Source organism: Massilia sp. 9096 (assembly GCF_000745265.1).
Classification (GTDB): Bacteria; Pseudomonadota; Gammaproteobacteria; order Burkholderiales; family Burkholderiaceae_D; genus Telluria.
On record NZ_JQNN01000001.1, the window covers coordinates 3,752,732 to 3,778,928 of the forward strand.

The 26,197-nt window shown below is 60.0% G+C and carries 35 protein-coding genes; 9 read left to right on the top strand and 26 right to left on the bottom strand.

Going from position 1 to position 26,197, the window contains the following annotated elements:
• Position 1: 1 nt before the first annotated feature.
• The 14 genes from FA90_RS16140 to FA90_RS16205 form a co-directional block, all read right to left on the bottom strand.
• Complete coding sequence (locus FA90_RS16140) at positions 2-199, bottom strand: hypothetical protein (RefSeq protein ID WP_156116739.1); 198 nt, start codon at positions 197-199, stop codon at positions 2-4.
• Between the two features lie 48 nt (positions 200-247).
• Entirely contained in the window at positions 248-1,501 is a 1,254-nt protein-coding gene (locus tag FA90_RS16145; RefSeq protein ID WP_036170372.1) for a phage major capsid protein, read from the bottom strand.
• Positions 1,502-1,595: 94 nt separating this feature from the next.
• A complete protein-coding gene (locus tag FA90_RS16150) occupies positions 1,596-2,354 on the bottom strand; it encodes a head maturation protease, ClpP-related (protein WP_036170374.1) in 759 nt (252 codons plus the stop codon).
• Positions 2,305-3,612: a phage portal protein gene (locus tag FA90_RS16155; RefSeq protein WP_051971858.1), complete on the bottom strand. Its 1,308-nt coding sequence runs from the start codon at positions 3,610-3,612 to the stop codon at positions 2,305-2,307. Before FA90_RS16155 ends, FA90_RS16150 begins: the two co-directional genes overlap by 50 nt.
• A gap of 12 nt (positions 3,613-3,624) precedes the next feature.
• The gene (locus FA90_RS16160; protein WP_051971859.1) at positions 3,625-5,271 is read right to left on the bottom strand and encodes a terminase large subunit; all 1,647 of its coding nucleotides are present in this window, start codon (positions 5,269-5,271) and stop codon (positions 3,625-3,627) included.
• A 44-nt stretch (positions 5,272-5,315) separates the two neighbouring features.
• Complete coding sequence (locus tag FA90_RS27335) at positions 5,316-5,798, bottom strand: hypothetical protein (protein WP_156116740.1); 483 nt, start codon at positions 5,796-5,798, stop codon at positions 5,316-5,318.
• A gap of 164 nt (positions 5,799-5,962) precedes the next feature.
• Complete coding sequence (locus tag FA90_RS16165) at positions 5,963-6,226, bottom strand: HNH endonuclease (RefSeq protein WP_239700773.1); 264 nt, start codon at positions 6,224-6,226, stop codon at positions 5,963-5,965.
• Between the two features lie 100 nt (positions 6,227-6,326).
• A complete protein-coding gene (locus FA90_RS16170) occupies positions 6,327-6,527 on the bottom strand; it encodes a hypothetical protein (protein ID WP_036170379.1) in 201 nt (66 codons plus the stop codon).
• Positions 6,524-6,931, bottom strand: coding sequence for a hypothetical protein (locus tag FA90_RS16175; RefSeq protein WP_156116741.1), 408 nt, complete (start codon positions 6,929-6,931; stop codon positions 6,524-6,526). Before FA90_RS16175 ends, FA90_RS16170 begins: the two co-directional genes overlap by 4 nt.
• 208 nt (positions 6,932-7,139) lie before the next feature.
• Positions 7,140-8,093, bottom strand: coding sequence for a hypothetical protein (locus FA90_RS25125; protein ID WP_156116742.1), 954 nt, complete (start codon positions 8,091-8,093; stop codon positions 7,140-7,142).
• Positions 8,094-8,155: 62 nt separating this feature from the next.
• Entirely contained in the window at positions 8,156-8,401 is a 246-nt protein-coding gene (locus tag FA90_RS16190; RefSeq protein ID WP_051971862.1) for a hypothetical protein, read from the bottom strand.
• A gap of 395 nt (positions 8,402-8,796) precedes the next feature.
• Positions 8,797-11,331 (bottom strand): VapE domain-containing protein, encoded by a 2,535-nt coding sequence (locus FA90_RS25130; RefSeq protein WP_156116744.1) that lies wholly within the window; start codon positions 11,329-11,331, stop codon positions 8,797-8,799.
• Positions 11,328-11,747 carry a hypothetical protein gene (locus FA90_RS16200; RefSeq protein ID WP_036170382.1) on the bottom strand — a complete coding sequence of 140 codons (420 nt, stop codon included), beginning with the start codon at positions 11,745-11,747 and terminating at the stop codon, positions 11,328-11,330. Before FA90_RS16200 ends, FA90_RS25130 begins: the two co-directional genes overlap by 4 nt.
• Positions 11,734-12,204 carry a YmfL family putative regulatory protein gene (locus FA90_RS16205; protein ID WP_036170383.1) on the bottom strand — a complete coding sequence of 157 codons (471 nt, stop codon included), beginning with the start codon at positions 12,202-12,204 and terminating at the stop codon, positions 11,734-11,736. The genes FA90_RS16200 and FA90_RS16205 overlap by 14 nt, the downstream gene beginning before the upstream one ends.
• Before the next feature lie 88 nt (positions 12,205-12,292).
• Here FA90_RS16205 and FA90_RS26560 point away from each other — a divergent pair, with 88 nt between their 5' ends.
• Positions 12,293-12,586, top strand: a complete 294-nt coding sequence (locus FA90_RS26560) for a hypothetical protein (protein ID WP_156116745.1) — start codon at positions 12,293-12,295, stop codon at positions 12,584-12,586.
• A gap of 80 nt (positions 12,587-12,666) precedes the next feature.
• Here the strand turns inward: FA90_RS26560 and FA90_RS16210 are convergent, their stop codons facing one another.
• Positions 12,667-12,903, bottom strand: coding sequence for a helix-turn-helix transcriptional regulator (locus FA90_RS16210; protein ID WP_036170385.1), 237 nt, complete (start codon positions 12,901-12,903; stop codon positions 12,667-12,669).
• Between FA90_RS16210 and FA90_RS25795 the strand changes: the two genes are divergently transcribed.
• The 3 genes from FA90_RS25795 (at position 12,902) to FA90_RS16220 (ending at position 14,336) form a co-directional block, all read left to right on the top strand.
• Entirely contained in the window at positions 12,902-13,402 is a 501-nt protein-coding gene (locus FA90_RS25795; protein ID WP_197065315.1) for a helix-turn-helix domain-containing protein, read from the top strand. The two genes, FA90_RS16210 and FA90_RS25795, sit on opposite strands and share 2 nt — an antisense overlap.
• A gap of 419 nt (positions 13,403-13,821) precedes the next feature.
• Positions 13,822-13,968: a hypothetical protein gene (locus FA90_RS26565; RefSeq protein WP_156116746.1), complete on the top strand. Its 147-nt coding sequence runs from the start codon at positions 13,822-13,824 to the stop codon at positions 13,966-13,968.
• Positions 13,965-14,336, top strand: a complete 372-nt coding sequence (locus FA90_RS16220) for a hypothetical protein (RefSeq protein WP_036170387.1) — start codon at positions 13,965-13,967, stop codon at positions 14,334-14,336. The genes FA90_RS26565 and FA90_RS16220 overlap by 4 nt, the downstream gene beginning before the upstream one ends.
• Positions 14,337-14,565: 229 nt before the next feature.
• Here the strand turns inward: FA90_RS16220 and FA90_RS16225 are convergent, their stop codons facing one another.
• Positions 14,566-14,874: a hypothetical protein gene (locus FA90_RS16225; RefSeq protein ID WP_156116747.1), complete on the bottom strand. Its 309-nt coding sequence runs from the start codon at positions 14,872-14,874 to the stop codon at positions 14,566-14,568.
• Positions 14,875-14,917: 43 nt separating this feature from the next.
• Here FA90_RS16225 and FA90_RS16230 point away from each other — a divergent pair, with 43 nt between their 5' ends.
• The 4 genes from FA90_RS16230 to FA90_RS16235 are packed head-to-tail and all read left to right on the top strand — an operon-like array spanning position 14,918 to position 15,988.
• Positions 14,918-15,193: a hypothetical protein gene (locus FA90_RS16230; protein ID WP_036170391.1), complete on the top strand. Its 276-nt coding sequence runs from the start codon at positions 14,918-14,920 to the stop codon at positions 15,191-15,193.
• Entirely contained in the window at positions 15,187-15,381 is a 195-nt protein-coding gene (locus tag FA90_RS26570) for a hypothetical protein (RefSeq protein ID WP_156116748.1), read from the top strand. Before FA90_RS16230 ends, FA90_RS26570 begins: the two co-directional genes overlap by 7 nt.
• Positions 15,382-15,386: 5 nt before the next feature.
• Positions 15,387-15,710, top strand: coding sequence for a hypothetical protein (locus FA90_RS26575; RefSeq protein WP_156116749.1), 324 nt, complete (start codon positions 15,387-15,389; stop codon positions 15,708-15,710).
• Between the two features lie 2 nt (positions 15,711-15,712).
• Positions 15,713-15,988: a hypothetical protein gene (locus FA90_RS16235; RefSeq protein WP_036170393.1), complete on the top strand. Its 276-nt coding sequence runs from the start codon at positions 15,713-15,715 to the stop codon at positions 15,986-15,988.
• Positions 15,989-16,079: 91 nt separating this feature from the next.
• On the opposite strand, the gene FA90_RS27720 is transcribed toward FA90_RS16235, so the two are convergent.
• From FA90_RS27720 to cydP, 8 genes are all read right to left on the bottom strand, one after another.
• The gene (locus tag FA90_RS27720; protein ID WP_156116750.1) at positions 16,080-16,379 is read right to left on the bottom strand and encodes a YqaE/Pmp3 family membrane protein; all 300 of its coding nucleotides are present in this window, start codon (positions 16,377-16,379) and stop codon (positions 16,080-16,082) included.
• Positions 16,380-16,685: 306 nt separating this feature from the next.
• Positions 16,686-17,756, bottom strand: coding sequence for a macro domain-containing protein (locus FA90_RS25800; RefSeq protein ID WP_036170395.1), 1,071 nt, complete (start codon positions 17,754-17,756; stop codon positions 16,686-16,688).
• 1 nt (position 17,757) lies between these two features.
• Positions 17,758-18,390: a DUF4433 domain-containing protein gene (locus tag FA90_RS25805; protein ID WP_081933887.1), complete on the bottom strand. Its 633-nt coding sequence runs from the start codon at positions 18,388-18,390 to the stop codon at positions 17,758-17,760.
• A 592-nt stretch (positions 18,391-18,982) separates the two neighbouring features.
• Complete coding sequence (locus FA90_RS16245; protein ID WP_156116751.1) at positions 18,983-19,357, bottom strand: hypothetical protein; 375 nt, start codon at positions 19,355-19,357, stop codon at positions 18,983-18,985.
• Positions 19,358-20,038: 681 nt separating this feature from the next.
• A complete protein-coding gene (gene cydX / locus FA90_RS16255) occupies positions 20,039-20,221 on the bottom strand; it encodes a cytochrome bd-I oxidase subunit CydX (protein ID WP_036170401.1) in 183 nt (60 codons plus the stop codon).
• A 22-nt stretch (positions 20,222-20,243) separates the two neighbouring features.
• Positions 20,244-21,386 carry a cytochrome d ubiquinol oxidase subunit II gene (cydB, locus tag FA90_RS16260; protein WP_036170403.1) on the bottom strand — a complete coding sequence of 381 codons (1,143 nt, stop codon included), beginning with the start codon at positions 21,384-21,386 and terminating at the stop codon, positions 20,244-20,246.
• A 10-nt stretch (positions 21,387-21,396) separates the two neighbouring features.
• On the bottom strand, positions 21,397-22,980 hold the full coding sequence (locus FA90_RS16265) for a cytochrome ubiquinol oxidase subunit I (RefSeq protein WP_036170410.1): 1,584 nt from the start codon (positions 22,978-22,980) through the stop codon (positions 21,397-21,399).
• Positions 22,956-23,171 carry a cytochrome oxidase putative small subunit CydP gene (gene cydP, locus FA90_RS16270; protein ID WP_036170411.1) on the bottom strand — a complete coding sequence of 72 codons (216 nt, stop codon included), beginning with the start codon at positions 23,169-23,171 and terminating at the stop codon, positions 22,956-22,958. The genes FA90_RS16265 and cydP overlap by 25 nt, the downstream gene beginning before the upstream one ends.
• Positions 23,172-23,367: 196 nt before the next feature.
• On the opposite strand from cydP, the gene fnr reads away from it, so the two are divergent.
• Positions 23,368-24,138, top strand: a complete 771-nt coding sequence (gene fnr, locus FA90_RS16275; protein WP_036176034.1) for a fumarate/nitrate reduction transcriptional regulator Fnr — start codon at positions 23,368-23,370, stop codon at positions 24,136-24,138.
• On the opposite strand, the gene hemN is transcribed toward fnr, so the two are convergent.
• Positions 24,139-25,542, bottom strand: coding sequence for an oxygen-independent coproporphyrinogen III oxidase (gene hemN, locus FA90_RS16280; protein WP_036170412.1), 1,404 nt, complete (start codon positions 25,540-25,542; stop codon positions 24,139-24,141).
• A 9-nt stretch (positions 25,543-25,551) separates the two neighbouring features.
• Positions 25,552-26,181, bottom strand: a complete 630-nt coding sequence (locus FA90_RS16285; protein ID WP_036176037.1) for an OmpW family protein — start codon at positions 26,179-26,181, stop codon at positions 25,552-25,554.
• Positions 26,182-26,197 lie beyond the last annotated feature (16 nt).

A 26,197-nucleotide genomic window follows, 5' to 3' on the forward strand; every position in this document is an offset into this window, starting at 1 on the left:
CTTACTTCGCCAGCGACTCAGCGTAGGCGACGGCTTCGGCATCGGTGTCGACAGTGCCGGCCATCGCCTTGACCTGCTTCGGGTCGATCTCGACGACGTCATTGCACTTGCCAAGGTCGCAGTCGACCAACACGCGCGCTTTCACCTTTTTGGTTTCCGGCTTGGCCGTAGCTTGGGTCGTATCTTGAGTATCTGCCATGTTGTTCTCCATGTTGGCAACCGGCGCAACGCCGGCCGCCGGTTACGATCAGGTTGCGCTGTTCTGGTAGGTCTTCACGGCGCCGCCTACATCGATCAGGTTGCCGCCCGAGCGCATGAACGCCAGGAAGCCGATCTGGCCCAGCATGGTGAAGGCCGAGTCAGTCATGCGGAACAGCGTCAGGTCCATGACGTCGCGGATCAGGTACTTGCTCAGCTGACCAAAAGCGATCGACTTGGCATTTGCCGCCATGACGGGCATGTCCTGGTTGATAGCGAAAGCGCGGCCCAGCAAGCGATCAGGCGCGCCGCCCGGGTTGCCCTCCTCGTAACCTGGCACGAAGATCGGGCGAGCGTTGTTGTCCTTGAGCTTACGGATCACCTTCAGGCTCTGGTCGTGGAACATGTAGCCCACGCCCGGGGCGTTGCGATATGCCGGGTCCACCGAGTGCTCCAGCTCGACCAGGTCGTCGTAGGTGATCGACGCGGTCTGGCCAGTGGCTCCGGCGCGGCCGACGTTGGCGGCAGTAATGATGCCGCGCGGCTGACCCGAGCCCGAACCGACGGTAAAGTGATTGTTGGTAATGCGGCCCAGTCGCATCGCCAGCACGCTCTGCACGTAGCCCTCAATGTCGATGAAGGAGTCCTGCACCAGCTCGAACGGCAGCGCGATCGCCTTCGACGAATACTTGTAGACGTCCAGCGTCGCATTGCCGAACGCGGTGTTCAGCGTGCTGGCCCCGCCGTTCTGGCCGACGATTTCACCGATCTCGGCAGTGGCGTCCGAGGTCGGGAAGTTCATCGTGACGCCGGTGGCGGTGCGGATCGGGGTACCGACCGAGCGCATGCCGCCGTAGGCCTTCATAGCAGTCTCGAGCGAGCGCTGGTATTCCGGCGACGTGGTGTAGCCGCCTTCGGTCGCGGTGGTGGTGCTCATCGCGGCGCGGATGTCCGGATTCTGGCGGGCCAGCATGCGATTGCGGTCGTCGGCGGACAGGTTCGCCATTCCGCCGCCGAGGAAAGCGCGCAGCGCCTTCGATTCGTCGCTGATCTTGCTCGGGTCGCGGGTCGCCGCATTCAGCGCGGCCTCGTGCTGGGCCTGCGGGTTCTCGCCGGCCAGCGTCGCCATGCGCTGCTCGCGCGCGATCTCGGCATCGATCGCCTCGACTTCGGCCAGGATGGTGTCCAGCTGGGCCGCTTCGGCGGCCGGCATGCGCTGGTCCGCCGGGTACTTGTTGTTCAGGTCATTGGCCTTCTTGGCCACGGCGTCGCGCTGGGCGCGCAGTTGTGCGAGCTTGCTCATGTGGTAATACCTTTCGAGATGGGTCCGCTCTCGCGGCCGGGTTGGGGCAATAAAAAAGCCGCCCGAAGGCGGCCAGCATAGTGGCGCGAGAGCGTCAGCTAACTTGCAGGCGCGCCAGCATGCTGATTCGCTGCTGCTGGCGTGCACGGTGTTCGGCGGTGGCGGCCGGGTCGACCTGGTCAGGCGCCGGGTCCGGGGCTTTCGGTGCGCGCGCGTACGCGCTCATGTTCCAGGAGGCCTCGGCCTTCGCGCCGACCGCCACGCGGTCGACAAGGCCTGCAGCTACGGCTTCCTCGGCGGTGTACCAGGTCTCTGCGTCCATCGCGGCGCGCACGTCGTCGACGGCCATGCCGCTCTTCTTCGCGTACTGGGCCGCGAGTGAGCCGTCGATCTTCGACAGCAGCGCGGCGGTCGCGGTCAGGTCGTTGGCGTTGCCGATCGCCCAGGTCCACGCGTTGTGGATCATGTAGAAGCCACCATCGGCAATCTCGACTTCGTCGGCCGCGGTGGCGATCACGGTCGCGGCGCTAGCGGCGTAGCCGTCGATATGCGCGATGACCTTGGCGCCGGTGTCGCGGATGGCCTGACAGATGGCCTGTGCAGCGAACACATCGCCGCCCGGGCTGTTGATGCGCAGGCGAACGGTCCCGCTCTTGATGCTGCGAATCTCAGGCACCAGGGCTTCCGCCGAGACCCCGCCGCACCAGTACGCGGTTTCTTCATCGGACACGATCGCGTCGTAGATGTAAATGGCCGTCTCGTCGCCGGCGGCCGAGGCCACGATGCGCGACTGCGGCAGCCGGTCAGGACGCTTTTTGTTGCTCGCCAGGAGCTTGGTCAGGCTGTTGGGCACTCGTGCCTCCATTCGTCTTCAATTTTGGATTCGGCGGCATGTTCTCGCGCCGGCGGATTTCGTCTGCGTCCATGAACGGCATTTCGCCGGCGCGGCCCAGGGCAGTTCTGTAGGCGTCGTATCGGGCCTTCAGGTCACCTCGCTCGAGCGCTGCCGTGACATGCTCGACGAAGTATTTCTGGCGAACCGGCCAGAGCTTGCAGTTGATCTCCTGCGCAATCGGCGTCAGGTGTCTCTGCAGGGTGTACCGCACGAAGCCGATACCCATGTTCTCGACACCCGCACCCCATGACGTCGTCTTATCAGTGTGCCCAACCATGAATGGGGGCACACCGAAGATGCGGCAGATTTCTTCGACAGTGAAGAGGCGTGTTGCCAGTATTTCGGCATCCTTCGAATTCACGCTTAGTTGTGCCGGTTCCAGGCCACCTGTAAGGAGCAGCGGCCCTCTTCCACCGTTCTGCACGCGCGCGAGCAGCGATGCTTTCAACTGCTCCAGTTGCTTGTCATCGAGCTTGGATGCAGTCTTGAGTGCGTAGTCAAAATTGGCACCACCAGAGAAGAACCGACCAGCATTTTCCTGCGCTGATAGTGCGGTGCCGATCGCTTCCAATGCCGCATAGGTCAGCGGACTTGGGCTGCACAGCCCATCAAAGCCCAGGCTAGGCAAGTGGATCACGTCTGCGCGGTCCAGCACGTAAGACGGGCCGTCGATCGGGCTAACACGGTAATAGACATTTTTCCCATCCCGAAATGGCATCACCGTATGGCGCAGCAGCGGTTTCCAACCGATTACACGGTTGCTGAAAGGACTAGGGCGGATCCATTCGCCGAACCCGTCACCATGAGAAAGCTTGGACAGAATAAGAGTTTGCCAGGCATCGAAAGAGGTCCAACCGTCGCTGGCCAGCTCATTGAACATCCACCAGTAATCGTGGTCGGCAGTATCGCGCTCGTTACCGTTTCGTTCGTAGATCCCCACGGGCAAACTAGCAATTGCGCCAGCGACCAGTGACATACAGCCGTACGCAGCGGACACACGCATCGCGGTTTCTGCGGTGACGGAGGCGCCCGAAGACGAGCGGTGCGAGGCACCAAGCAGGTTGGCCAGCTCGTTCATCGTCAGGCTACTGCTCGAATTCTCGCCGAGGGCAACAACACCAGCTCGCGCCACACCGCCTTCGCGACCGGCCAGGAATGAGCCGAGCACGCGAGACTCGTGGCGCACAGCCTCCAGGTTCAGTAGTTTTCCGGTCATTAAACGTCCACGTCAAAGATTGAGAATTCCAGGCTCAGGCTGGGTTTCGTAGGCAACGGCTCGACTCAGCGCCATTACGGTCGCGACGATTCCATCGATGCGGCCAGTCGCATTCGACTTCTTCTTGTCAGGGCGGAAATTGCCGTTTGAATCGAACAACAGCGCGACGTTGGTCGCGCACCAGCGCAACACCGGGTTGCCGCGGTGATGCATGAGCTTGCCGTACACCAGCTCTTCGAGCAGCTTGCTGCCGGGGTACATGCCGCCGGTGTTCTGCGGCACTTCAACAAGCGGCACGTTTTGCTCAAGCAGCTCGTTGGCCAGCTGCAGCGCGTTCCAGCGGTCGAAGCCAATCTCCTGCACGTCGAAGTCCTGCAGCGACTGCAGGATGCGCAGGCGGACCGGGCCGTAGTCGGTGACATTGCCTTCGGTGCCTGTGATCCAACCAGCCTCCTGCCAGGCCTTATACGGTGCCGCGTCGTCATGCTCTTCGGCGTTGATCTTGTCCTGGGGACACCAGAACCACACCAGCATGTACCAGTCGCCGCCCTCCTCGTCCGGCGGGAACACCAGCGAGTAGGCGACCAGGTCACGCGTCGACGCGAGATCCAGACCGCCGAAGCAGCGCCGGCCCTTTAGCATCGCCGGGTCAAATTTCTTGCCGCCCTTGTCCCACATGCTGATGTCGAACCAGCCGTCAGCGCTGTTGCACCAGATGTTCAAGTCCTTCGTAAAGAAATTAGCGCGTGCGCCTGGCAGCGCCCCTGCCTTGCGCGCCATGCCGCGCATGTATTCCAGGGTCTTCGAGCGACCCAGCCCAGGATTGGCCTTGTACCAGTTCGCCTCGACGAAAGGATCGTCGTCCTGGTCGAGCGTGTACACGTAGCCGAAGAAGGCGTCATCAACGCGCTTCCCTTCGAGCACTGAGATCAGGTAGTCGCGGATCTCGGTGCAGATGCCATCCAGGATGAAGCCTGCCGTCGTGATCGCGGACAGCAGGGGCTGGCTGCGGGCACCAAGCGCTGATTCCATCACGTCCCACACGTCACGGCTGCGCTGCGCGTGCAGTTCGTCGAACAGGATCGCCGAGGGGTTTAAACCATCGAGGTTTTCCGCATTCGCCGGTAGCGGCGCGAACACCGAGTTGTCGAGCTCGACCTTCTCCTGGTTCAAGCCAGCGTAGGTCTTGAACGACCGGGCTACGCCAGGCGAGCGGCGCACCCAGCGCTTGATATTGTCGAAGGCCGGCTTGAAGACCGTCATCGCCTGGGCGCGTGTCGTGGCGACCGCGTACACCTCGGCTCCGATCTCACCGTCCATGGAGAACAAGTAGGCGCCCTGCGGCCCCTTCCAGGTGCTTTTACCATTTTTGCGGGCGACCTCCTCGTAACCGCGGCTGAAGCGCCGGCCGCCATCGACTTGCCTGCGCCAGCCGTATAAGACGGCGGTCCAGAACTTCTGCCAGGGGTCCAGCAGGATCGGCTTGCCAGCCAGCGGTCCCTTGATGTGGACAAAGAATCGCTCGATGTATTCGATGATGTGCCAGGCGTGCGCCGGACTGAATACTAAGCCACGCGTAGCGCCCTTCAGGAGGTCCCCATAATGCCGCTGCACCGCCAGGTAGACCAGGCGCCCGGTCGGGATCTCGCCGCGCAGCACTGGGAGACCATACGCTTCGTCCCACTCGTGCAGGACCGGCGGCGTCAGCTCGAGGAGTTTCTTCCGGGTGAGCTGGTGGCGTGGTTTACGAGATCGCCGAACAGGTCGTCCTGTCCGCCCCGCTCTCCCGTGTCCTTGCGCACCCGCGCCAGTGACGGAATCGTCAGACATGCTTTTGGTAGCCATTGGCCAAGCTCCATCTTGAGCCGCTTCTCGTCATCGGCCCACGGCGTCGGCGTAGCCCACCCGGTTTTCGAAATCTGCACCCGCCCATTCTTTTTAACGGCCTGGCATGCAACGATCCAGTCGCAATATGTCCGCACGATCACGGCTAGCGGCATCCCTGCCGTCAAATGCTCGATGCCAGCCTGGCGCAGCGACTCGCACAGGTATTCGTAGACCAGCATCTCTTCGTCGTTCAAGCCGATCACCGGTGGCGCCTCAGGCGATGTCAGTTCGGCAGACGACTTGACCTCGGCCCCACCGACCGCCGGCGGCAGCGTGCCAAAATTTTTTAGTTGATCCATATATCCCGCTCCGTTCGCGTGTATTACCGAGGACTAGAGGCGGAATCCGATGCACGCACCTCGAAGACGTTAACCCCCCGGGGGTAGTTTTTCGTTCCCATAAATTTCAAGTTAGGGACTCGGTTTCCGTGTGTGACGGCCCAGAGATTTGACCCGCCCCCGGCCTATCGACCGGCCACCTGGCGCCGGCGCCCTGCGATCCGCTCTTGCTTGCTCTTCGCTTCGTGACACGAATTGCACAAGCCTTGCTCGTTGGTCTCGTCGTCGGGTCCGCCATCTTCCAGGGAGATGATGTGGTCGCGCTGCGTGGCCAGCTTGTCGATGCCGTTCCGTTCGCACTCAGCACAGAAAGGGTTGCGTGCGAACAGCGCTGCACGCATGGCCTGCAGGCGCCGGCCGGTGATGCGCTTGACCGGCTCTCTCTTCACCCATTGCTGTTTGGGATGGGCTTCGCAACGCCCGCTTCCATCGTGTACCAGCACACGGCAGCCGCTGAAGCTACAGGGGCGAGGCGCAGACTTCGGCATATCAGCTCCTGAAGCTTTGTGCAGACGTCTGCACTATCCGATGCTGTGTCTTGTACCCTTGGAATACGATCTCGTCGACGCGCTCGAACAGTGCATCGTTACGTGCAACGATGCAGCTATGCGCGCGGTGGATCGACCAGGTTGCAACTACGAGACCGGCGATGCCTACGATGACGGTAGCAGCGATGATGAGCTGGATCATGCGGGTTCCTTTTCGTTGAGCTTCAGCAGGTTGCGCACCATGTCGGTCAGCGTGTGCGCTGGGAAGGCTGGAGTGTTCAGGCATAGCAGGCGCTTCGCCTCGGCCGCATCTGCCAGACTGTGGCACAGGCAGTTCAGTGCAACTGAATCGGCTTCCTTCGCCAACATCGCCGGGTGCGTACCCAACACCGCGCGGACGACCTGGTGTCGGATCACTTCCTGCGCATGCTTCGGCTGAGCGCCAACGATGGCCGGGAACGTGCCTTCACGCTCGACTAGCAACTCTCCAGGCAGCGTCTGCGGACGCATGCGGGACATGACGATCTTGCCGGTGCGGTCATAGAGCAGCGGATCGAGCACGCCAGGGCGGCGGACCACTACGCCGTCCACTTCGACTCTCATCATCGGGACTTCGCGCACGGCGTACCTCACAAATAAAAATGCCGCGTGCAACCAAATGCACACGGCAAAGCCCGCTCGGTCGAACGGGTGGGAAACGCGGAAACAAAAAGCCCCGTCAGGCTTGCACCGGACAGGGCTTCAATGTGTTTGGAATCTCAAGTCGCAACTACTTCGAGAATGGCGAAAATATATCCTAGTTGGAACAATTCCGTCAATCACTTTCTGTCGGCAATGCAACACCGTCCCGAACGAGACGTTCCTCCAGGTGCTGAAGGGCGAGCTGCTCGAGCTGGCGAAGATGGTTCAGCATCTTGAAGCTCGCGCGCTGATAGAGCATGTGGCTACCGCCGAAGTTATCGGCTAGGTCGCGGTTTGATCCGTCGACCTTTGCATGCCTCGCAAACAGACGTCCGAGCATACAGTCGATCGCAAGCGGCTTGATACGAGGGAACATCGGCTGAAACCAATCAGACAGCCCTTTGATCGCATCGATGCGTTCGGCCGAGAACGCAAAGCGACGGCCGCTCACTCCGGGGGCCAGTGCGACACCGTCGGTCAGGGTCGCACCGCGGGCGCGATCGACGATGATCTGTACCTGCCGCGCAGTCGACTCGAGGCGGATCAGGGCGGCACTCGCATCGCGCACCTCATCGCGCGCGGAAAAGTAGCGTTCCTTCGCAGACGCCTCGATCGCGGCCGACGCGATGCGAGCGCTGTACTGCAGGTGCTGCTCCCGGGTCGTCTCGAGATCCTGGCGGGCCAGGCGCAACCTCTCTCGGCCCGACTCGACATCCGTCTGCGCGCACTGCAGTGCGTTCACCAGCTGCTGACCGGTCATATCCTCGGGCGGCGTGTCCTCGTATTCCACGTAGCCGTACTTCGCCTGCAGCGTCCACATCTCAGCTTGCGGCAGGTGCTTCACCGACTCCGTGATCATGATGCACTGTGCACGCACTTCGTCACCAGTCAGGCCACCGAAGTTCACCGATTCCGAAGGCGCGCCACGCAGCTGCTCCAGCCACTCGCGCTGGTGTTCGCCCAACTGGATCGACTCCATTGCGCGGATCAACGCCTTGCGCATCGGCGCCGCCTGCATGGCCGGCTGGCTCATGACCATGAAGGCCACATGCACCGCCTGGCCAACATTGACGAAAATCGTATCCATCTCTTTCGCTGCTCCCATCTCTCCCCACCCTTTCACTTGTGCTGACGCCCCTGTGCGTCCATTCATCGCTGCTTCTGCTCGTGCGGCTCGATCACGTACGGCAACCCCTTCTCGTCCCACTGCACCCTCGTTCTGGCCGGACTTGGTGTCCCGAACGTATGCCCGTTCTCTTTCGCGTAAAACACCGGCTCGCCCTTCATTGCCCGCCTCAGTACCCCATCGATGTTGTCCTTGCCGAAGACCGCTCGAAACTCATCGATCAGCTGCGCCGTGACCGGCATTACCTTCCTCAAATCACCTGACGCCATCGCTTTCTCCGCTCTCTCGTCTAACCTCGAAATGGTTGGTCGGATAGGTTGGACGGCTGGAACCCGCATGGATGCTGGGTTTGTCTAACCTCCTAACCTGTCTAACCTGTTTTTTTGTTTTGCCAGCGGCAGAATCTTCCCTACCCACTCGTTGCACGCGTATACGCATGCGCGGGTATACGTGCGTGCGCATGTCGGTTGGCGAGGTTAGGAGGTTGGACGAACCCAGTATCCATGCGGGTTCCAGCCGTCCAACCTCAAAAAACATAGGTTGGACGGATAGACGCTGCAGGTTGGACGAGACCGCATGCGAAGTCGACGCCATCACCTTTTCCGCCTGCGCACGAAGCGCCCACGATCCCTGGTGAGACGCCGGCAGCGCGCCGGCTCGTTGATCAAAACGGGAGCGGCTCATCGTCCTCTCCAGTCGTGTCTGCCCCTTGCCCCGCTACCGCTGCAGGGCGTTCGTAGTACCACTCGCGTGCGCCGCTCGATTCGCGGTGCTTTGTCCAACCGAACTTGCGCATGATCGCGCCTACACGCATCGTCTCGGCCTTCGCTGGTCCCATCTTGGACAGCTCGATATGCAAGGCGCGCATGAGCAGCTCGCGCGCTGTGACGCGTACGAGCTTGCCTGCCATCGTTGGCTTTCCTTCGGAGTCCATGCCTTCCAGGTACTCCCAGACGCGGCCAGCCCATGGGTCCGGGATCTCCCGGCTCTGCTGCACCGGGTCGATCAGGCGGCGCTGTTGCTCGAAGGTTGGCCACCACTGCACGCCTGCCTTCATGAGCGCGATCGCTTCGCCGAACAGCTGGTCGCGGTCGACCTTCAACGCTTCAACATCCAGCTTCCCGGTCTCCACCGGCCAGAAGCGCCGGTTGCCCGTCGTGTCCTTGAAGTACGCATCCTCGTTGGTCGACGCCGCAAAGGCGCACCGGCGGGGCACGTTCTTCATACGGCGTCCGTAGGGCTCTCGGAAGCGGTCGACCGTGCTGGACATGAACGCCTTGATCGCGGTCACCTCGGAGCGGTTGAACTGCTCGAGCTCGGCGACCTCATACAGCAGCACTCCTTGGATCGACAGGTAGCCATCCTTGTCTCCCATCCGAAAGGGCGTATCGGCGAACCAGTCGCCACCCAACACCTTCAGCGAGGTCGACTTGCCCTGGCCCTGGCCACCCTCGAACACGGGCGCATGGTCGTTCTTCACGCCTGGCTTGTAGCCGCGCATCACGATGCCGATGAAGAACATGGTTGAGACCAGGCGCAGGTATTCGGAGTCGGCCGCGCCCCAATAGCGCGACAGCGCCGTCTCGACGCGCTTCTGACCGTCCCAGCCGGCGGCACAGCGGTCGAAGTAGTCGATCACGGGGTCAAACTGGTGCCGGCGTGCCGCCTGCGCGACGCCCCGTTCGATATCGCCTACCGATGCCAGTACCAGGCCGTAGTTCTGGGCCAAGTGCATCCCGAGCTCGAAGTCGTCGGATTCCGTCCATTCGCCCGGCGTGCTCTTCCAAGGCGTCTTGCGCAGCTTCACCTGCAGCCCTGAGAACAGGTCGAGACCGACCACGCCGCACAGCTTCGGATCGCCCTCCATCACCAGGTAGACGTTTTCGCGGCAACCCTTGATCCCGCCGTTAGCGGTCGGGATCAGCTTCATCCGCAAGGCCCGGCGATCGTCGCCGCCTGCGCCAGCGGGCAAAGGGGTAGAAGCGTCCTCGAACTGCTCCGATATTTGCTCGGTAACCCAGGCAGGCACCTCGTCATGCGCGTCATGCACCTCGACGCGGCTCGGTGCCGCCGGCGCCGGCGCGCCCGCGTCGACTGCCCGCAGCTTCGTCGCCCAGCGCATGACTTCTTCTTCGGTCGCGCCACCTTCGATCAGATCCGCCACATCCCATCCGTCGGGCGTTTCACCAGGCGGGGGGATATCGACGAACAGAACGTTGCAGCCCTGCTCGCGCAGGATTTCTGCGATCTTGAGCATTGCGCCCATGCCCGGCTGCTCGTGCTCTGGCATGAGCTTGCCGGCATGCTCGTGGCCTTCCTTGTAGGCCTTTGCGTCTGCATCAGCCCAGGCGATAACGTCACGGTCTCGGATTGAGGACCAGTCCGATTTCTTGATCGCCTTGCTGCCGCCAGACCAGGACAGGATCTCGAACGTATCGTTCATCATCGGAATCGACACCGCGGCGTCGACGCACTTCTCGCCCTCGACCAGGAGGACCGGCACGTCCGGACGGTGCGGCCCGCGCAGGTACAGGGGCCGCGGCTCAGGAAACGCCATCCAGTGCCATTCGCGCTTACCGGTGTCGGATGCAGCGAACACGCAGGGCAGCACTTCCTTGCCGACGCCGTCCGATCGACGGAAGCGATAAATCACGCCCAGCAGCTGGCCGGCCTCGTCGCGATATTCCCAGTGCGCCTCTGGCCTGCCGCGCACCACGTGCGCTTTTGGATACGGACCGGCATCGGCTGGGACCGGCAAAATCGGTGTCCAGGATGGTTTTTTCTTACCGTCTGCCGGTGCTCCTACCCCTTTGTCCGCTGGCGCAGGCGCAGGATTCAGTCGTGCTGGCGCAGGCTTGACGAAAGAACGAATATCGCTCGGGCGCCGGTTGGTAACGTCCGCGATCGTGATGCCCAGGCGCTCGGCGAGCGCCCTGCACGCTTGGCCGGGCTTGAGGTCATGCTTGAAGGCGTAGAGCGAGATCAGATCGCCGCCGGCTGCGCCGTCGGAAAAGTCGGACCAAACCCCAGCCTTCTCTCCAGTAAGGCGAATACGCAGCGACTGGCCGGCTTCGCCGGACCGAGATCCGATGCAGAATTCGTTTCCTTCCTTGACGCCGTTCGGGAACCACTCTTCGAGAAGCGAATGAATGGAGTTGAGCGCTGCGCGCCCAACTGTGGAAAAATCGTCCAGGGTCACGCTGCTGCCTTCTTCCCATGCGGGATGACCTGGTCACCCAGGCGCGACGGGATATCGCGGTAGTGGAGCGCACCTGGGCGCATGACGCGCAGCGCCGGCCTGTTCTGTGTGGACAGCGGCCGTTGCGGCGCGGCTTGGCGCGACGTGGCAACGTCGCCGACCGCAGCCGCGGCATCGACGATGCCAAGGTAAGAGCGGCCGGCGGACGTCACACGGTAAGACTCGTTGACCAGCTCGACCAGGTGCCAGGACAAAAGGCGCTCAACGACTTCGTACTGGAAGTCGCGCGCTGACTGTTCGTACGACGATTCCTGCATCCAGCCATAAAGGCTCTCTTGGCCAAGCATGTGCAGGTAGCCCAGCGCACGGTACGGCCAGCTGCCTCGGCGCGGCCCGGTATGCTTATTCGCCGCCATGTGCGCCTCCGCGATGGTTGATCCCGTAGACGCGGACGATGAGCGCGAGCAGCTCGGATGCCGACTTCTGGATACCGATGACATCGCGCTCGAGAACGGCCTCTTCCTGCTTGTCGACGATGCAGTCATTGCTCAATGCGCTGTCGAAGTCACGCGAAAAATTGCCCAGCAGGACATACAGCTGATTGAATTTCTTCATCAGATCTTCGTTCTCGCACTCGGTGTCCGGCAGCTTGACGAACACGCCGCCGCTGGCCTGTGCGATCGCGTCAACGTAGTGCGTAGTCTCCGACAGCTGCTGCAGCGCGAGGGATTTTTCATCGGACAGCTTCTGATCCTTGACCTCGTAGATGCGGTTACGCAAGGCTGCAGGCGACATGCCGAGGTATGCGGCCGCAACATCCCATCCACCTTTTACCCTCTCGATCATATCGAGCTTCGCTTGACGCAACCCCATACAGCCTCCTACTTTGTTTTGGTTTTGCAAACATTTACTTCGATGTAAATTTGCATTGTTAAAAAGCTCACTACATGGATGACCAACGATGAATCTCATAGAAGCCGTTCAACAGCGACATCTGCTGCATTGGCATGATCGGGGCTTAGTACGATCCATTGAGCCGCATGCTTTCGCGCTTTTTCCAGGCGGCAGACTCGTGATCATTGGTTTCCAAGTACGCGGCGGCCCTAACAGCGAACCGCAGAGCATTTGGAGAGTGATCGATGCAAGCGATGGCATTAGCGTCGACTCGCTGAGTAAGTTTTCACGCCAACGCATCGTTCCATCCCATCTGCTGTCTCAAATCTGTCAAACTCTTGCGCTGCCTTATTTCCAGTGAGAAACTTTTTAGATGTGCGAATCCAACGCTTCACTAGCAAAATTTCGTTAGGAAAATTTAGAAAGTTAAAAGACCGCTGGTTACTGCCGTGTTTCGGAGCAGACTGGAGTCTCGACGTAACGGGATGGGTAGATGAGTTGAAGCTCGTTCACCTCACCTTCAAACTCGCTGCAAATCCGCTCAGCCAACTGCGGACCCGGCACCTGGACCCCACGCTCGATGCGACTTAGATTCCCAACGTCGCTGCCTACGATCTTGGCCAATGCGTCCAGTGTCATGCCCCGTTTTTCACGAGCTAGTCGAAGAGGTGATTTCATGGAATGTCTCGCTCCAAAAATGCGTAATCCGCACTTTATACGAGAACACGGTGATGCGCAATACGCCTTGCGAGCCGCGCATCAAAATCCCACAATTCAGCGCATGACCGTAGGCGAAAAAATCAGGGCGATAAGAGTCGCCAAAGGAATGACCCTTGCGGAAGTTGAGGGTCGGGCAGGTCTTACTGACGGCAATCTCTCAAGAATCGAACGCGGAAAGCAATGGGCTAGCGAAGATGTCCTCCGCGCTATTGCGCAGGCCTTGCTGGTCCGAGTCGTCGAGTTCTTCGATGACGAAGAGATCCCAACCGCAGTGTCTGATGGGTACAGGCATCCAGCCACCCAGGAAATACGGTCGGCAATATCCCAAGCCGCAGACGAAGTACGCTTACTTACTGTTTACCGCCTCGCCAATGCCTCGGATCGAGCTGTAATCGACTCTGCTATCGATGATGTGATTGAGCGGCTTGACGTCGTCAGCATTCTTAACAAGCGATAGCATGGGTCGGTTCTGAAGCGGAAAGCGCCTCTGCATATGCTTTGCCATAGAGCGTAGACGATCTCGGCCGTCTGGGCTCATCGTCACATAGATACTTATGAGTTCGTCAACTTCATTCATGAGGCGCTCGCGTGTGAATGTAAACAACTGTACACCTATACAGTAGTTTTTGCCAGTAGTTAGACATCTTCGATTGCCACACGGATTCAAATGCTAGTAAACGCCGTGTTTTGGCGCTTCTCCTTCAGCTCAGCCCGCTACTAGCGGGCTTTTTTTTGCCATCGAACCCGACCACAACCGTGCAAATGGATGTTGCTTAAATTATTTTGCTCGTTACATGCGATTGACGCATTAAAATATAATGCGTAGTATGCATCCATCGCAACCAAGCCCGGCAGGGCTGATGTCTGGAGAGCACAATGATTTACTTCCTTGTAACGCTGAGAAAGGCTGGTGAACCGGTAAGGCACTACTTCCGCCCCGCTTATAACTCAGCGGCAGCTTATGACTTGGTCGCCGCCGAGCAAGGTGACGCCGTCTTCGGCATTACGGTCGTGCCGGCATGAAGCGCGCATCCCATACCCGCGCGCAGACGCCAGCGATCGGTACCGGCGAGCTGCACCAGGCGCTCGAGGATGAGCGGAACCGAATTCAGCTCGCTGAGTTCTGCAGTGCACACGTCTGCACTCCTGACCAAGTGTCGAACGATGGCAAGCGCCTCTACCTGCCGCGCGTGCTGCAGCTGATGCGCGACCGCGGCTACCAGGTCTCGGAACCGGCACCCGCGCCCCACCAACCGAAACGCGGATTTACCGCTTGGCTCGTCCATGTGCGCATCAAGTCCGCCGAGTTCGACCTTGGCTTCTATACCCCTGACGCCGGCAAGGCCGGACCTGTCAGGAAACCTCAGCCGTCCAACCTGGAGCATGCATGAGCACGATCAAAACCGTTAACGTCGCAGCGGCGGGCCCGCTTTGCGTGAAATGCGCCAACGTCATCAAAACGATCAAGGACGGGATGCTATGCGCCGCTCCTCAGATCCTCAAAGACGTTTCGCTTGTGACTGGAATTCAAGCAGCGCCGGCCTGCGCATCCGCCCGCGCAGACCAAGGTGAATGCACGCCTAGCGGCCTGTTTTTCATCGCTGCAGATGAGGCAATTGCTTACGATGACAAGCCTGCAGCAATTGCCTGCCCTGCTTCTTCGATCGCGCTCCCCAACCCGCGCATCGAATCACCAACATCGAGCCGTGCAATGTCTTCGAGCGCCGGTGCAACCCGCCCGGCTACTACAGCCGCCAAGTAGTCATGAGAAGCAGCTTGGATGAAGGCCGCGACGATCTGAGGAAATTTCTCTGCCGCGCCTTCCCCCATTCTTTTTTCGACAGCCTCGATGGCTTCGTGCAAATAGACGTCGGCTGTCATTGAAGCTTGATGCATCAGAGTTTCCAGGCTTGCTACACGTTCACTCATTTCGATTCCCCTTGTCAAAAGCCAATCCTAACACTGGAAATGCATGAGAGACCTCAGCAGAGAAGCTATATCCACCATCGTGCACGCATTGATTTCCGCACGCATAGCCGACGCCAAAGCTTACCAAGACGCTGGTGCTCTAGGCCACCTGATTTATCAGGCGACGATCCAACAAAGGCTCGATGAGAATGCGGCAGCCCTCCGCGAGCTGAACCAAGATGTGGCGCCATGGCTCCAGTTCCACTCGCAACTGCGCGATGTGTTTGCAGTGCCGTCTGCAGCAGATACCGACACAGCTCAAGGGAGCGCGTCATGCTAACGACCATTCTCTTTTCATTTGCGCGCTCACCGGTCACGGCATGGGTGGTCCGCCGTACGCTGCGCCTCCTGTTGGGCCGGCATTATGGCTTCGCCTCCGCGCTCGCGCGACAGATCGGCATGAGCTTCGGCCTCAATTCCCATCGTAGAAAAACCGTGATTTCTCACGTTAATTCCTTGCGCAAGTAACGAGCATGACGACCATCGCCAACCATACGGAAGCACCAAAACCCGAAAAGCGCCGTGGCCGGCCGTCGACGGGAAATGCATTAAGTGACTCTCAACGCCAGGCACGGCGCCGCGAAAAATTGGCGGCTGAGGGCAAGGCCATCTTGCCTCCAGTCGTCGTTAGACAAGACGTGCAGCACGCGCTTGAGAAGTTCATCGAGTTCAAGGACATGACTCTTGGCGACGCGATCGACAGGATCGTCCGCGACCGGCTACTTAGGAAGCGCTCAGGCAAACGAAAATCCGCACGCGTGACCGCTGTACAAGCCCAGACCAAGACAGACCAGTGAGTATGGAAACGAACGATAACGACCTCATCAACCGTTTGGCCGCGGCTTTAGCCGATCGCATCCGGCCGGCAATCCCCTTCGAGTACGAGATGTGGGACATCGCGACGATCGCGTCCTGTATGAAGCTCAGCGAGGCGCAGGTACGCGAGCGCCTGGCGCCGCAGCCAGACTTCCCGAAGGCGGTCAGGTTACCGACTACCACCGGCGGCAAGGGCCACGCCCGGTATCGAGCCAAGGAAGTGTTTGCGTGGATGATGAAGTACCAGGACAAGCACTAAGGTCGCGATCGGGAACCGAAACGGTTCCGCGATCGGGAACCGAAACGGTTCCGCGATCGGGAACCGAAACGCCACCCTCGAGGTGGCTTTTTTATCGGCGCGACGCGAACATGCGTCCAACCGCGCGACCAAATTTTTCAGCTCCAGAGCGCTCTACGGTTCCAGCATGTCCGTTTTCTGCAGCAAGCTTTGCCCCAACCGGTGAGTTCAAAGGAACAACGTGTCGGCTACCGCAGGCTCTACACGCATTGTATCTAGTCGATATGCGCCATAGCGAATAGATCAGTCCAGGCACCAGGAAGCAGAGCCACAGTACGATTTCGATCAAGAGCGAACCACGCGTGACCCGCTTAGTGTGACCCGTCGTTCCACAGTCCCTACATACTTCCATGTTCGTCTCCGTTTACGTACAGATGCTAATAGTACAGTAACATCCGAGAACATTGCTGTAGCGAAAATCACACATTGGGCCTGTTTCCTACGATCTGAATTTCAGTTAGTCGCAGGTTCGCGAATAGTAGTACCTCACCTAGGCTTCTACAGAAGGCCGCCTGCCGACTCCCGTTGCGACAATCCTAACTTAGAGTCAAGTTAGAGCGTGTTTGCGCAGACAAGGAAACAAATAATAAGAATTAATGATTTCACAGGCGGGAATGGAAAAAGCCGCCTAAAAGGCGGCTTTTCTTATTTGATATGATTAATGCACAGAGCTCGCTGATTCCTCATCCCACCTTTGATCCCTGAGCCTTTCCCAAGCTGAACGTAAGTGAACAGCTTTTAATATTTTACGTTTCCGAGGATTCCAACTATGGACCAACTCAACAGCTCGATCCACCGATTCCCGCGCATCTGGATAATGTGCCAGTACCCAATGCATCGAACTAAGCAGCTCTAACCCATACGGATCTTCATAGCCCTCGATTAATTTGTAAACCCGAATTATTCGGCTCATCAAATCACTATCGGCGTGCAACTCTTCTTTGGCTGCTTCAGAAGCTCCCGGCTTCAGCCCGATCTTTTTGGTCGGGCTATCAATTCCATCACCATATCCTTCAATATAGTGACCCTCCAGATGTATTAGGACTTGGCGGAGGTTGCTCGCATAAGGACCATACAATTTTGCTTCGTATTTTAAACGTAAAGGCTGCCCAGCCTCTTGCAAAAAATACATTAGCTTATGTATCTCTAACAAACTCATAAAGGGATCGAGCAGCCCGGCTTGATAACGCTCCATCATACTGATCAGTGCAGCCCGTCCTGGTGTAATTTTGGGACGAGTAGTACGAATCGGCATTACTTTTGCATCTGGCGCTCCAGATGGAGGAAAAACTAATACATCGACATTCGGAAGATGTTGAAAAGCTTTTTCGATGAGTGGCCTAACATCATCCCACGCTAGACCACCATTTCCACAACCAAGAGGAGGAATGGCTATTGATTTAATACCAAGCTTTTCTATTGTAGCTACAAGCGATTTCAACCCACTTACAATATCTTCCAACCTACTGCGCGAACGCCAATGACCTTTCGTTGGGAAATTAATAATCCAGCGATGACCGTCTACTAGACCACCCAAATCGAAAACATGCATTTCTCCAAGCTTTACTTCGCCATTTTTACAGGCCACTTCATAAGCCTTAAACATACCGGGGTAAGCTAGCTTAAACTGCAGGGCAATGCCTTTCCCCATAACACCTTCGGTATTAACTGTGTTAACAAGTGCCTCCACCTCGGCAGTTAACAAATTACCGTCTGTTATTTTAATCATATTATGGGAAGTACCAATCTTTCTTAACTATGACACGCAGGTCAATATTATTTTTAACCAATATTTTATTGACTTGAGCCGCAATCTTTTCGTTATGCACTCCAATGCCTAGCAACGAATCTACTGGAAACGATTTTTCGATTAAAAATTCCGTCGCTTTTTTATTCATTCTATCGCCACTCCAAGCATCGGAGCGCACGACTTCCCAAGCAACATGCTCCAGTGCATCTGTTGCATTAGAGAATGTTGTATAGGCTGCACCTGCATTACCATCACTAATAGCCCAAGGCTGTTGAAGGCTCCACGCTCGGTTCACGTTGCTAACGAGATGCAGGATTGTGGTCTGGCAACCAGGCGGTCGACCAGTGTTTCCCTTGTTGATGGTGAAGAGCATTGGCGAACGGGGGCAAAAATAGAACGGTACAAACTCTCCAACAAACCGCCCTTCGCAACAATCGACTCTGTAGGTGTTCAATCGACGCCACTTGATAGTTGCGTATCCAATTTCCGTTACGTCCTTGCCTGATGCCCTCATAGCTGCATCAGACAGCAATGCTCCTTCATCAATAATGCTTTGCAGATTAGCAACATCTGTGATGTGATAGATTCGTGTTTTGGCTGGGTCAGTCGTCATACGAACCTAATTTTTGGCGTACATTAACCTGCCTAGTATAGAAGAAGGTCGCCACGTTGACTACAAAATATTGCTATCTGTGAATGTTTTTGTAGACAACTTATCAAGGTCGCCTTGACATTTTTTCGCCTTACTTTGGCGGTTACTTATTGAACATGACTGCTTGTACGTCAAGCACTCGGCAACGACAGTGCGCCTTCGCAAATCTGGCCAAAAAATCTTTAAATCTCAACGGACGCACGCACAAATTACGCATAGCCTAGCCAAGTCATTGATTATGCTACGTTCTGGATTCCGGCCGGAGGCACCACCTACTCATCCGTAGTAGTTCAGCATTGTCCATGAAACCGCGTATCTCGCTCTGGGAACGTGGTTTTTTTGTGCGCCGAAGTCTGGGCTCGTCCAGCCCACACCTACATCAGCACCACCAATAAGGTCATCGCAATAACGCGGACAAGCGTGAAATGTTCGTGATGTGGCGTGAAGCTCTCCAGTTGGGCGTACCCAGCGAGCTTAGAGACTCTTAGATCGCCTAACAAACCTCCACTTACAATCAGAGCAACATGAGCCGTCCGTTTAGCCAGAGGACGAATCAGTCGCAGCGTAGAATTGTACGGTAGAGAAACCTGAATGCATAAACCGACAGCGGAAGGCCAAACACCAGCCCTAACCAAGCCGCGTCTTGAAGTCGCTGGTCGTTGTCGGACCCGGCAGAGATCGCAAGCAGCAGCATCAGTCCGGCGCACAAATGGGTAAAAATCGTGTCCTTGGTAGTGGACACGCCCCAGCGCTGCAACCCGAGATGAATCATGTCGCGCGTAACGAACAGGACCACTACGGCCGCCGACAGCAAGACCGCCATGGCCAGCATCCGCCACGCCGACTCTGCTGCACTAGCGCCGAAAAGCAGCAACCCAGTCAAGCCAGCGAACGCGGCCAACAATATTTGTTTCAGTAATGAGCGCATCGATGCTCCCTCGACCGTTCAACCGCCTCCGCAACCATGCCGATCTAATCCAGCAACATGCCTTTCAATGATGGGCCACGGCACAAGTCGGCAGCTGCCATTCTTCCTTGCCCTTCCGCAGCCGCACGCTGCTAAGCCAAGTGTAGACGCACTGCCGATCTCCCTTTGGGCGCTGGCTGTCAACGTCGAGCAAACTAACCTCGATGATGACGTCGTGCCCCGCAACGCGATGCACCGTACCAGACTTCGGTCGCCCCTTCATAGTTAAACGGGCGGGGCCGTGACATCATGACGGTCAATGCTTGCGCCTTCATCTGAGCAGCTTAGGACATGCGCTTAAAACCGTGTTGACGAGACGCTTGACAAGGGTCCAGAACCCAATACAGATTGGGTACCAATGGCAGGCCGATGGCAAGCATTAGCGGGGGCATTCCCTCTAACCGCAGATCGCCATGAGCAATGAACAGGCCAAGCAGCAGCAACAGCCCGGCACCTAGATGAGTCTGGATCGCAGAGCTCGACGAAGACTTCCGAATCAGTGCAGGCCGAGCTGATCGTGTCGGAAATACAACAAATGGGCGCGGCAATCCTAAACCGAACACCCATCTCTTTTACCGTCTACCATGGTTCGTATTGATGAGCGGGCAGGATCGGCCGCTTCGGACAAACCACGACATTCCCTCATCGACCCTCCAAACCAACCTCCTCACGCGCCCCTTCCCCCACGCGCGCCCGCTCGAACCGCCGCCGGGTCGTCTCTTCGTCACGATGCCCGAAGGCGTAGTTAGTCTCAAGGTAAATGGCGCTGATGATCGCCACGGCGACGGCGAAACCGAGGCCGAGCATCCAGGTGAAGTACCACATGACGGAATCCTTTCGTGTTGGTTCAATAAGCGGTGTGCTGGTTGTCGAGGATGTGCTGGCGGCTGACCTTGCCGCGCATGACGCGGTAGACCCAGCCGGTGTACGCGAGCACGATCGGCAGCATCACGATCACGACCCAGAACATCACGGCCAGCGTGCGGTGGCTGGACACGGCGTCCCATGCGGTCAGGCTGTGGCCGGGCAGCGCGGACGACGGCATCACGAACGGGAACATCGCCGCGCCCGCGGTCAGCACGACGCCGGTGGTCGCCAGGCCGCTGGCCAGGAATGCCGGCAGCGCGCGCCGCGCCGCGCTGAACAGGCAGGCCAGCGCCGCGCCGCCCAGGCCCAGCGCGGGCAGGATCCACAAGGCCGGCCAGCGGCCGAAATTGTCGAGCCAGGCGCCGGCCGCGCGCACCACCGTCTTGGCCGCCGGCAGGAAGGCGCTGTTCGCGTCCGGCATGGCGACGATGCGGTAGCCGTCGATCGTCGTCGCGACGAACAAGCCGCCGACGGCGAACAGCAGGATGCTCAGCGCCCCCGCGATCATCGCCATCAGGCGCGCGCGCTCGGCGATCGCACCCTCGGTCTTGTGCTGCAGCCAGGTGGCGCCGTGCATCGACATCAGCGCCAGCGCCAGCACGCCGCACAGCAGGCCGAAGGGGTTGAGCAGCTGGAAGAAGGTGCCGCCGTATTCGAGGCGCAGCATGTCGTCGTAGCGGAACGGCACGCCCTGCAGCAGGTTGCCGAAGGCGACGCCGAAGATAATCGGCGGCACGAACCCGCCGGCGAACAGGCACCAGTCCCAGGTGCTGCGCCAGCGCGGATCGGCGATCTTGTTGCGGTAGTCGAAGCCGACCGGGCGGAAGAACAGTGCGAACAGGCACAGCAGCAAGGCTACGTAAAAGCCCGAGAACGCGGCCGCGTAGACCAGCGGCCAGGCCGCGAACAGCGCGCCGCCCGCGGTGATGAGCCAGGTCTGGTTGCCTTCCCAGGTCGCGCCGACGGTGTTGATGACGACGCGGCGCTCGGTGTCGCCGCGGCCGACGAAGGGCAAGGCGACGCCGACTCCGAAGTCGAAGCCACCGGTCAGCGCGAAGCCGAGCAGCAGTACGCCGACGAAGCCCCACCAGATCAATTTATAGGTTGCGTAATCGAATAACATGGCATGCCTTTCAAGCGTGAAGGGTGGGATGCGCCGGCTGCTGGACCGCTTCGCCGTGGTAGCGGCCGGTATGCAGGCTGGCCGGGCCCAGGCGCGAGTACTTGATCATCAGGCCCATCTCGACCACCAGCAGCAGCGTGTAGAAGCCGAGGAAGCCGGCCAGGCTGAACCACAGGTTGCCGGCCGACAGGCTCGACACCGACAGGTGCGTCGGCAGCACGCCGGCGATGGTCCAGGGCTGGCGGCCGTACTCGGCCACGACCCAGCCCAGCTCGGCGGCGACCCAGGGCAAGGGGATCGCGCAGACGCACAGGCGCAGCAGCCAGCGCTGCGGCGCCAGGCGCTTCCTGACCATGAACCACACCGCGGCGCTGAAGATGAACAGGAACAGGAAACCCAGGAAGACCATGCCGCGGAAGGACCAGAACAGCGGCGCCACCTTCGGAATCGTATCGGCCGCCGCCTGCTTGATCTGGGCTTCGGTCGCATCGACCACGTTCGGCGTGTATTTCTTGAGCAGCAGGCCGTAGCCCAGGTTGGCCTTGTGCGCGTCGAAGGCGGTCCGGGCCGCGGCCGACTTGTCGCCGGACTTCAGGCGCAGCAGCAAGGCGTAGGCCGTCATGCCGTCGCGGATGCGCGCTTCGTTGGCCGTGCGCAGCTGCTTGATGCCGACCACCGGCGTGTCGGCCGAGCGCGTCGCGATCAGGCCCAGCATGAAGGGCATGCGCAGCGCGTAATCGGTGACTTCGCGCTCGTCGTCGGGAAAGCCGAACAGCGTCAGGCCGGCCGGCGCCGGTTCGGTGTCGTAGGCCGCTTCGATCGCGGCCAGCTTCACCTGCTGCACTTCGCCGGCGGTGTAGCCGGACTCGTCGCCGAGCACGATCACCGACAGCGTCGAAGCCAGGCCGAAGGCGGCCGCGATCGCGAACGAGCGCAGCGCGAACTGCACGTCGCGCGCCTTGAGCAGGTACAGCGACGAGATCCCGAGCACGAACATCGAGGCGGTCACGTAGCCGGCGGCGGCGGTGTGCACGAACTTCACCTGCGCCACCGGGTTGAAGATCACGGCGCCGATCGACACCAGTTCCATGCGCATCGTATCGAAGTTGAATTCGGCGCCGACCGGATGGTTCATCCAGCCGTTGGCGATCAGGATCCACAGCGCGGACAGGCTCGAGCCGAGCGCCACGCAAAAGGTCACGCCCAGGTGCTGGACCTTGGACAGGCGCTGCCAGCCGAGGAAGAACAGGCCGACCATGGTCGACTCGAGGAAGAAGGCCATCAAGCCTTCGATCGCCAGCGGCGCGCCGAAGATGTCGCCGACGTAGTGCGCGTAATAAGCCCAGTTGGTGCCGAACTGGAACTCGAGCGTGATCCCGGTGGTCACGCCCATGGCGAAGTTGATGCCGAACAGCTTGCCCCAGAACTGCGTCATGTCCTTGTACACCTGGCGGCCGGTCATGACATAGACCGCTTCCATGATGACCAGGATCCAGGACAGGCCCAGCGTTAGCGGCACGAACAGGAAGTGATACAGCGCGGTGGCTGCGAATTGTAGCCGCGACAGGGCTACGACGTCGTCGAGTGGAGGCATGATTGAACCTGCTTGTTGTTGAGCGTGCTGATTGAAAATAGATGGCGTTCGAGTTCGCCGTCCGGCAGCCGCATGTGGCGCGCTTGCGGATGCGAGAAAAACGCGGCCCAGAGGCCGTACAGCACGACGCACTTGACGATGACGGTGACGACCAGCGTCCATGCCAGCCGCCCGCGAGGAGCATGTTTCATGATGCGGCCCTGGGAAAACTCGGGTTGGATCGGCTTCGCGCGGCCGTGTCACACGGACGCCGAAGGATTGACCGAAGTTTAATTTTTTCCGTAGGGGAAAATCATTGATGCACATCAAGTAGCCCACATCGGGCGCCCTGCTGCCGGAAAACCGGCGCGATGCCGGCCGGCCGAGCGCCCGGCGGCGACTATAATGATGCGAGACCCGATCAGGACCGAACCGACCATGGACGCGCTCAACATCAATGTGCTCAAGAAAAGCTGCTTGGCGTGCAGCATGCACCAGCTTTGCCTGCCGATGGGCCTCGACGATGGCGACATCAACCGCCTCGACAAGCTGATCGGCAACCGGCGCCGCGTCGGCGCCAACGACAAGTTGTACGAAACCGGCGAGCCCTTGCGCAACCTGTACGCGGTGCGCTTCGGCCACTTCAAGACCAGCCAGCTGAACGCCTTCGGCGGCACCCAGATCACCGGTTTCCAGATGGCCGGCGACCTGCTCGGCATGGATGCGATCAGCACCGACCGCCATCATTGCGACGCCGTCGCCCTGGAAGACAGCGAAGTCTGCGAGATTCCGTTCGACGGCCTGCAAGAGCTGTTCGTGCAGCTGCCCACGCTGCTGCGCCATTTCCACCGGATCATGGGGCAGGAAATCACGCGCGAGCAAAACGTCATGCTCCTGCTCGGGAACATGCGCGCCGAACAACGCTTCGCGATCTTCCTGGTCAATCTGTCGGCGCGCTACGCGGCGCGCGGCTACTCGCCGCACAGTTTTCATCTGCGCATGTCGCGCGAAGACATCGGCAACTACCTCGGCCTGACCATCGAAAGCATCAGCCGCCTGCTGTCGCGCTTCAGGAAGCTCGGCCTGGTCGAGATCGACCGGCGTGAAATCACCCTGCTCGACATCGCGCGCCTGAAGGCCCTGGCCTCCGGCGCCGAAGAGTGCAAGCCGATGGCGTGACTACACGGTACGCGAGTGGCGCGCCCCGTCGCCGTGCGGCGCGAGGTAGCGGTCGAACACCATGCACACGTTGCGGATCAGCAGCCGTCCCTTGGGCGTCACGCTGATCGCTTCCGGCGTCAGCGTCACCAGGCCGTCGCGTTGGAGTGCCGCCAGCTGCGCCAGCTCGGGCGCGAAATAGGTGGCAAAGACGATCGGAAACGCTTGTTCGAACGCCGATACCGACAGCTCGAACTGGCACATCAGCGTGTGGATCAGGCTGCGCCGCAGCACATCGTCCATCGACAGGCGCACGCCGCGCACCACCGGCAGCTCGTTGCGGTCGATCGCGTCGTAATACGCGTCCAGGTCCTTGGCGTTCTGGCTGTAGGTCGCCCCCACCGCGCCGATCGCCGACACCCCGCACGCCACCATGTTCGCATCGGCGTGCGTCGAATAGCCCTGGAAGTTACGCTGCAGCCGGCCGCGGCTCTGGGTCAGCGCGAGCTCGTCGTCCGGCTTGGCGAAATGGTCCATGCCGATGTAGACGTAGCCGGCCGCCGTCAGCCGTTCGATGCACAGCCGCAGCATGCGCAGCTTGGCCTCGCTGTCCGGCATGTCGGCATCGAGAATGCGCCGCTGCGGCTTGAACACGTGCGGCAGATGGGCATAATGATAGACCGCGATCCGGTCCGGATCGGCCGCGATCACCTTGGCCAGCGTCGCTTCCATCGTCGCCTCGGTCTGCTTCGGCAAACCGTAGATCAGGTCGATGCTGACCGAGCGGAAGCCCGCGGCGCGCGCCGCGTCGATGACGGCGCGCGTCTGCGCTTCCGGCTGGACGCGGTTGACCGCGCGCTGCACGTCGGCGTCGAAGTCCTGCACGCCCAGGCTGATGCGGTTGAAGCCCTGCGCGCGCAGGCGGTGCACGCGCGCGGGCGAGACCGTGCGCGGATCGACCTCGATCGAATACTCGCCCACCGCATCGGCGGCGAAGCGAAAGCAGCGGCGCAGGTGCGCCATCAGCTCGTCCATTTGCACGTCGCTCAGGTAGGTCGGCGTGCCGCCGCCGAAATGCAGCTGCGCGACGTCGTTCATGCCCTCGAACAGGCGCGCCTGCATCTCGATGTCGCGCTTCAGGTAGCCGAGATAGGTGGCCGCCTTGTCGCGCTTGCGCGTGACGATCTTGTTGCAGGCGCAGTAGTAGCAGACCGTATCGCAGAACGGCACGTGGACATACACCGACAAGGGCTTGCGCACGCCGCGGTTACGCTGGTCCGCCACGGCATGCAGGTAGTCGCGGTAATCGAAACCCGCGTCGAACCGGTCCGCCGTCGGGTAGGACGTGTAGCGCGGACCGGACGTGCCCAGGCGCGCCAGCAGGTCGGCATCGAAGGCTACGTCGTGCAAGGGGTGGATTGACATGGCCGATACTCAGAAGCGGTAGCCCAGGCCCGCGCCAAGCAGCAGCGGATCGACCTTGACGCGGCTGGCGCGCGCGCCGCCGATCTCGACGTCGCTGCGCAGTTGCAGCTTCTTGACGTCGAAGTTGAAGGACCAGCGCCCGTCCAGCTTGACGTCGACGCCGGCTTGCAGCGCCAGCCCGACGCTGTCGTGTTCCAGCCTGGCGGCGCCATCGAGCAGCTCGACCTTGGACAGCAAGGTGTAATTGATGCCGGCGCCCAGGTAGGGATCTACCGCCGCGCCCGGCAGGAAATGGTATTGCCCGGTCAGGGTCGGCGGCAGGTGCTTGAAGGTGCCGATGCTGGCGCCATCCAGCGTGACCGTGTGCTTTTGCGGAACCGTCAGGATCAGTTCGGCAGCCCAGTGCGGCGTGAAGTAATAACTGACGTCCACTTCGGGAATCCACTTGTCGCTGACATGCAGGCGGTCGCTGGCGCCGACGCCGCCGACCGGGTCGGATTCGTTGGCCGGGGCGATGCGCACGGCACGGGCGCGCAGCAGCCAGGGGGAATCGCCGGCAGGGGACTGCGGCTCGGCTTGGGCGGTGGCGGCAAGCAGACCGGCGGCAAGGCCGAGCGCGGTGATCATCGACTTGTTCATGATATGACCTTTCTTC